General features: G+C 35.4%; 2 protein-coding genes. Both read left to right on the forward strand.

From position 1 onward, the window contains the following. Window positions 1–111 precede the first annotated feature (111 nt). Window positions 112–624 carry a zinc-ribbon domain-containing protein gene (locus AB1349_14245; protein ID MEW6558486.1) on the forward strand — a complete coding sequence of 171 codons (513 nt, stop codon included), beginning with the start codon at window positions 112–114 and terminating at the stop codon, window positions 622–624. Window positions 625–639: 15 nt separating this feature from the next. Then, complete coding sequence (locus tag AB1349_14250; GenBank protein MEW6558487.1) at window positions 640–1158, forward strand: hypothetical protein; 519 nt, start codon at window positions 640–642, stop codon at window positions 1156–1158. Window positions 1159–1574 lie beyond the last annotated feature (416 nt).

Raw genomic sequence — 1574 nt, forward strand, 5'->3', positions numbered from 1 at the left:
GTGCTTTATGAGGAAGTGTTATTGAAGAGCCGTGTGTGGGCAATCTGCAAGCACGGTTCTGCGAGGGGCACGACAGCCCGATAGGGCTGTCACCACAAGGAGGTTATAAAGATGTCTACTCAACAAATGTTTTTATCCGTTTCTCTGTTGTTGATTATTTGTTTGACTTGTTGTGATTTGTTCGCTATTGAGTGTCCAAAGTGTGGATACAAAAATGATGATACACTTGAATACTGTGTTGAATGCGGTGCGGAGCTGAGATCATCACAAAAAAGAGTAAAAAAGAAAGATCGGTATTCGGCTGGAAAATCAACATTTGCTGCTGGTTGGTTTTCTTTAGTTTTTCCTGGTGGTGGACACTTTTATCTAGAAAAAACAACTAGAGGATTAACTTTCCTTGGCATAGAGAGTGGGATAGGACTTTTAGCGTTACTTATAATGGGAACCATTGAAGATTGGGCCTTTGGACCTATTTCTGGCTCTCTTTTTGTTACTGGCGCTGGCGTGCATATTTATAATGTAATTGATGCGATAAACTGTGCTAGTCAAGAAAATACTGTTAAGAACCTGAATTTTAAGTATGGATATAATCAACCACAGATGATTTTAGCATATAAATTTTAGCCACAGGAGAAATTAATGCAAAAAAAATCGTATTTTTATTTATTGGTAGTATCAATTAGTTCAATTGTTTTTTCAGGATGTGCTCATACATATTACTATAAGGCAATTGACCAAGAATTAGAATTTACGGCATTAAGAAAATCTTTTCTTAAATTACTTCCAAAAGAAAATTTATTCAAGGATAGAAAAATTGCATTAAGATTTTCTGGTTTTGGAAGTTTCATTACACATGAGATGGCAAAACAAATACTGGTTGATAAACTAAGAAGATATAATGTGGATATTGTAGGAAGAGACAAAGCAGAATTAGAATTTTCTTTAATTTCTAAAGTATTTGGTGTAGATGGTATTCAGACCACTTTTCCTTTAATCTATAATGAGAATGAAAGATTTGCAAAAGTATATCTTTTTTTAACAGTTTTTGATTTAAAAGAAAACAAGGTGATATATACGAAAGATAGTTCTTCTTCATCATCTTGGAGTGAAGGATATATTCTTGGCATTATAGGACCTATAAGAAATAAGTCAGATTGAACTTGTAGGGAAAAAGGAAGAAAGTGAATTTGTAGCCATGGATTTTTAATCCACAGCCTTGCGACAATTAAAAATCGCCGGCTACCACCACAATAGATTCCCGATTAGTGCATTCGGGAATGGCAAGAAAAAAATATATGGGAGTTAGGGGACGGGGTTGAGTGGCTGTCCGACAACCCCTGATTTTTTGTCGTCGGTAATGTCGTCGCAAAATATTTGACATTTTTACAAAAATTAGTATAATATTTGTGACGGTAAAGATGTGATTTACCGACACTAAAATCAGGAGGTGTAAAATGTTAAATATCCGACCTTACAACAACAAAGAACTTCTTTTGTTTCCGGCCGCGGTTGGTGATTATCTTCCCGAAAACCATCTTGCACATGTTGTTGATGAAGCTGTTGAGGCAATTGAT

The sequence above is a fragment of the Elusimicrobiota bacterium genome (genome assembly GCA_040757695.1).
GTDB lineage: Bacteria > Elusimicrobiota > UBA8919 > UBA8919 > UBA8919 > JBFLWK01.